This is a genomic window from Nostoc sp. NMS4, from assembly GCF_017115095.1.
Taxonomy (GTDB): Bacteria; Cyanobacteriota; Cyanobacteriia; order Cyanobacteriales; family Nostocaceae; genus Nostoc.
Genome location: NZ_JABXKI010000003.1, coordinates 1 through 4528 on the forward strand (window position 1 = coordinate 1; position 4528 = coordinate 4528).

Sequence of the window (4528 nt, forward strand, 5' to 3'; positions counted from 1 at the left end):
GCTTGAGTTAGCGGGAATGTTGCTTGCATCCAGAACATGTGGTTGCAAAGGTTGCAGTGAGAAAGCATCACTCCTTTAGGCTTTCCGGTAGAACCAGAGGTATAAATCACATAAGCCAAGTTAGCTACTTGCACACCAGTGATTGAATTATCCTGTCCATACTCATGGATAAAGTGCCAGTCAGTATCCAAACAGATAAGTTTTGCTTGATGGTCAGGTAAACTTTCAATAATATGCTGTTGAGTTAACAACATAGAAACTTGAGCATCTTCAAGCATAAAGCTCAAACGCTCTTGAGGATAGTCTGGATCAAGTGGCACGTAAGCCCCACCCGCCTTAAGAATCCCCAATAGTCCTATGACCATTAAGAGCGATCGCTCCACACAAATACCCACCAACACATCGGCTCCTACACCCAAAGAGCGCAAGTAGTACGCCAACTGATTTGCTTTGGCATTCAACTGGTTGTAAGTGAGTTGTTGATTTTCAAACACAACTGCGATCGCATCTGGGGTACGCTCTACTTGCTCTTCAAACAACTGATGGGTACACTTATCTTGAAGATAATCAACTTGAGTATCGTTCCACTCCACTAATAATTGCTGTTTCTCGGTTGCTGTCAGCAGAGGCAATTGCGCTAGGTGCTGCTGTGGATTAGTAACAATTCCCTCAAGCAATGTTTGAAAATGTCCTAACATTCGAGCGATCGCACCATCATCAAATCGGCTGGTATCATAGCTAATCTTCACTAACAATTGCTTACCAGGAGCAGCAACTACAGTCAGAGGATAATTGGTTTGTTCAATGCTGTGAATATTGTTTATGGAGAAACCGTAATTGTGTTCTTGCACTGCCGCATCAACTGGATAATTCTCGAAGACGACAATGCTCTCGAATAAAGACGTACCTCTGGGAACTTCACTCCAGCCCTGAATCTCTACCAATGAACTATATGAGTATTGCTCAGACTCAAAGGCTAGTGCTTGTAAATCCTTCAACAAAGTCAGCACTTGGGTATCATCTGCAACTTGAACTCGCACTGGCAAAGTGTTGATAAATATTCCCACCATCGATTCGATGCCGATAAGAGATGGCGGACGACCAGATACAGTAGCACCAAAAACTACATCTGTTTCTTGGTTGTAGCGACACAGAAGTATTGCCCAAGTTGCCTGCACTAGATTATTTATTGTCAGTTGATGTTGTTGTGCAAAACTTTGTAGGGCTGCTGTTGCTTGCACTGTCAGTTGGATTTGTTGTTCACTATAGCTAGAATTTAACTGTTTTCGGTTTAACGATGGTTTATCGACACTCAAAGGAGTGGGTGCAGTAAAACCTTGGAGTTTTTCTTTCCAGAATTGTTCAGCTAGGGCTAAGTCTTGTTTCTGTAGCCAAGCAATATAGTTGCGGTAGCTTTGGGTTGGTTGAACTGTCTTAGTTTCACCCTGAAAAATTGCTTGATAAAAATACAATAGGTCTTTGAAAACCAAAGGCATTGACCAGCCATCAAGTAATAAGTGATGAGAACTCCAAACGAATTGATAAGTATCTGCACTCAATTGAATGAGGGCTAGGTGCATCAGTGGTGCAAGAGAGAGTTGGAAACCCTGTTGTCGCTGTGAATGCAAGAAAAGCTCTAATTGCTGTTGCTGATCTTGTGCAGATAGCCGTTGCCAATCATGTCTGTTGAGCTTAATATCCACCTGCCGATACACGATTTGAAGTGGCTGGGTTAATTGCTCCCAAACAAAAGCAGTCCGCAAGATTGAATGCCGTGCTACGACTTGCTGCCAAGCTTGCTCAAAAGCTGCTACGTTCAACTCACCTTTTAAAGTAAAACTTAACTGCTCAAAATATACTCCTGTGTCTGGAGCATACAAACTTTCAAACAGCATACCCTGCTGCATGGGAGAAAGTGGGTAAATATCTTCAATATTTCTGGATTTAGTTTTGCCTAAACTTGCCAACAGTTGATCTAGTTCTAGCTGGTTGAGTTTGGCTAACGAAAAATCTGAAGGTGTATAACCTCCACTCTCAGGTGATGAACAATGAGCAATCAACCCTTGCAATGTTTTAACAAAATCTTGCGCTAGAGTTGCGATCGTGGCGTGCTGGTGGACATTGTTGCTGTAAGTCCACTCTATTTGCAACCGTTCTCCAGCAATAATGCTGTTAATGTCTAATAAATGAGCGCGGTTGTTCTGCAAACTTTGGCTTTGTCCAGCAGACTCACTAGCTGGCTGCATCCAAGAAGATGTATTGAGAAGTTGATCGAATTGACCTAAATAATTAAAACTGATTTCTGCTTGCCCAAATGCTTGAAGTTGAGCAGCAATTTCTGCATCCTGACTCAGATAGCGCAATAAGCCGTAGCCAATTCCTTTGTTGGGAATAGCACGCAGTTGTTCTTTGACAGATTTTAAGGCATCTGCTGGATTTTCTGTTGCTTGGAGTTCCACAAGTACAGGGAAAATGGTTGTAAACCAACCGATAGTGCGGGATAAATCAACACCATCAACAATATCTTCTCGCCCATGACCTTCTAAGTTGAATAGTACAGAGCTTGAGTTAGTCCATTTGCCTAAAACCAGCACTAAGGCAGTCAGTAGCACATCGTTAATTTGAGTGTTGTAAGCCTTCGGCACATCTTGCAGTAAAGCACGAGTTTGTGCCTCATTTAACGACACTGATACTGTACTAGCTCCTTCAACAGTGTTCGCTCCTTTTGTATAATCAACTAAGATGGGAGGAACTGCGGCGCGAGATTCATTCAGCCAATAAGCCACTTCAGATTTGAGGGCTTGTGATTGTGCATATTCTGTTAATTTTTCAGACCAATCCTTGAAAGAAGTTGTTTTGGCAGTCAGGGCGATGGCTTTACCTTGAGCAAGTTGCTGGTAAGCTGTTTGTAAATCCTCTAATAAAATCCGCCAAGAAACACCATCAACTACCAAGTGATGGATGACTATGAGTAATCGCGCCCTTTTGTCAATACCTAGATGGAAAAAGGCGACTTGCACTAGATTTTCTGACAGATTCAAACTCGCCTGAAAGGAAGCCGCTTTAGTTTCAATAGCAGTTTGTTGCTCACTTTCTGGAAGTACCGATAAGTCTATGTGAGAGAAGGCAACGCTATTAGTCACAGCAGAGTGAATCTGCTGCCAAGTGGACTCAGATTGTGTAAAACGTAGGCGCAGAGCATCGTGATGTGCTAGCAATTGCTGCAATACTTGCTTTAATAACTCTGTCTTGAGGTCTGATGGTACACAGAGCAGAAATGATTGATTAAAGTGGTGCGGCTGTTGTAAATTTTGCTCAAAGAAATAGTGTTGAATTGGTGTTAGAGGTAATGTCCCTGTGACTAATCCTTGTTCTACTGCGATCGCTTCAGTTGTCCCAGCGACTTCTGCTAACTTAGATATTGTCTGATGCATAAACAGTTGCTTGGGACTGATCTGAATTCTTAGCTGATTTGCTCTGGCAATAATTTGAATACTGAGGATCGAATCTCCACCTAGTTCAAAGAAGTTATCATGTATACCTACTTGCTCGACTTTTAGGACTGATGCCCAAATTTGGGCTAGCATTTCTTCAATCGGAGTGCGCGGGGCGACAAAACTTATTTCCAGTCCTTCACGAGAGTCTGGCGCTCTCAATGCGCGACGGTCTATCTTGCCGTTGGGAGTAAGAGGTAAAGACTCTAGTATCACAAAAGCATGAGGTATCATGTATTGTGGCAGTTGACTAGAAAGGAAGGATCTTAACTGGTTAATTGTAGGTGGATGTTGTTTATCTCCTACCACGTAGGCTACTAAGCGTTTATCACCTGGATTATCTTCGCGGGCAATAACACAAGCTGCCTGCACATCGTCATTTTGGTTTAGTAATTCTTCAATTTCTCCCAACTCGATACGGAAGCCGCGGATTTTTACCTGATTGTCGATGCGTCCCAGGTATTTAATGTTGCCATCTGGTAAATAGCGTGCTAAATCTCCGGTTTTATAAAGTCGGGGACTGGGGATTGGAGATTGGGAATTAGCAAGAATTTCTGCTCCTCGGTCACTGAGCGAAGCCCTTCGCGCAGCGTCTCGTAGAGAAGTGCTGCTTCCCTGCTCCCCTGCTCCCCTGCTTCGACCGAAGGGATTGGGGATGAATTTCTCTTGTGTCAACTCTGGACGATTAAGGTAGCCTCTGGCTAACCCCACACCACCGATGTGCAATTCACCTGGTACACCAATCGGTACTGGTTGCAGATATTCATCTAAAATATAAACCTGCGCGTTAGCGATCGCCTTACCAATAGATATTTTATCGTCGTCATTAGTGCATTTTGCAATCGTGGCACAGACAGTAGCTTCTGTTGGCCCGTAGGCGTTGAAGAAGTTTCTGCCAACAGACCATTGCCTAATTAATTCAACAGAACAAGCTTCTCCAGCTACAATCATCGTTTGCAATGCCGGAAGTTCCTCAATTGGCATAACTGCTAACGCCGATGGTGGTAGCGTGACATGGGTAATAGAATAATCAC

At 43.3% G+C, this 4528-nt stretch carries 1 protein-coding gene; it reads right to left on the reverse strand.

Annotation, left to right across the window (positions count from 1 at the left end; all coding sequences use genetic code 11):
* Window positions 1–4528, reverse strand: a 4528-nt coding sequence (locus HWQ37_RS00045) for a condensation domain-containing protein (RefSeq protein ID WP_292742506.1), incomplete at both ends; no start/stop codon positions are given.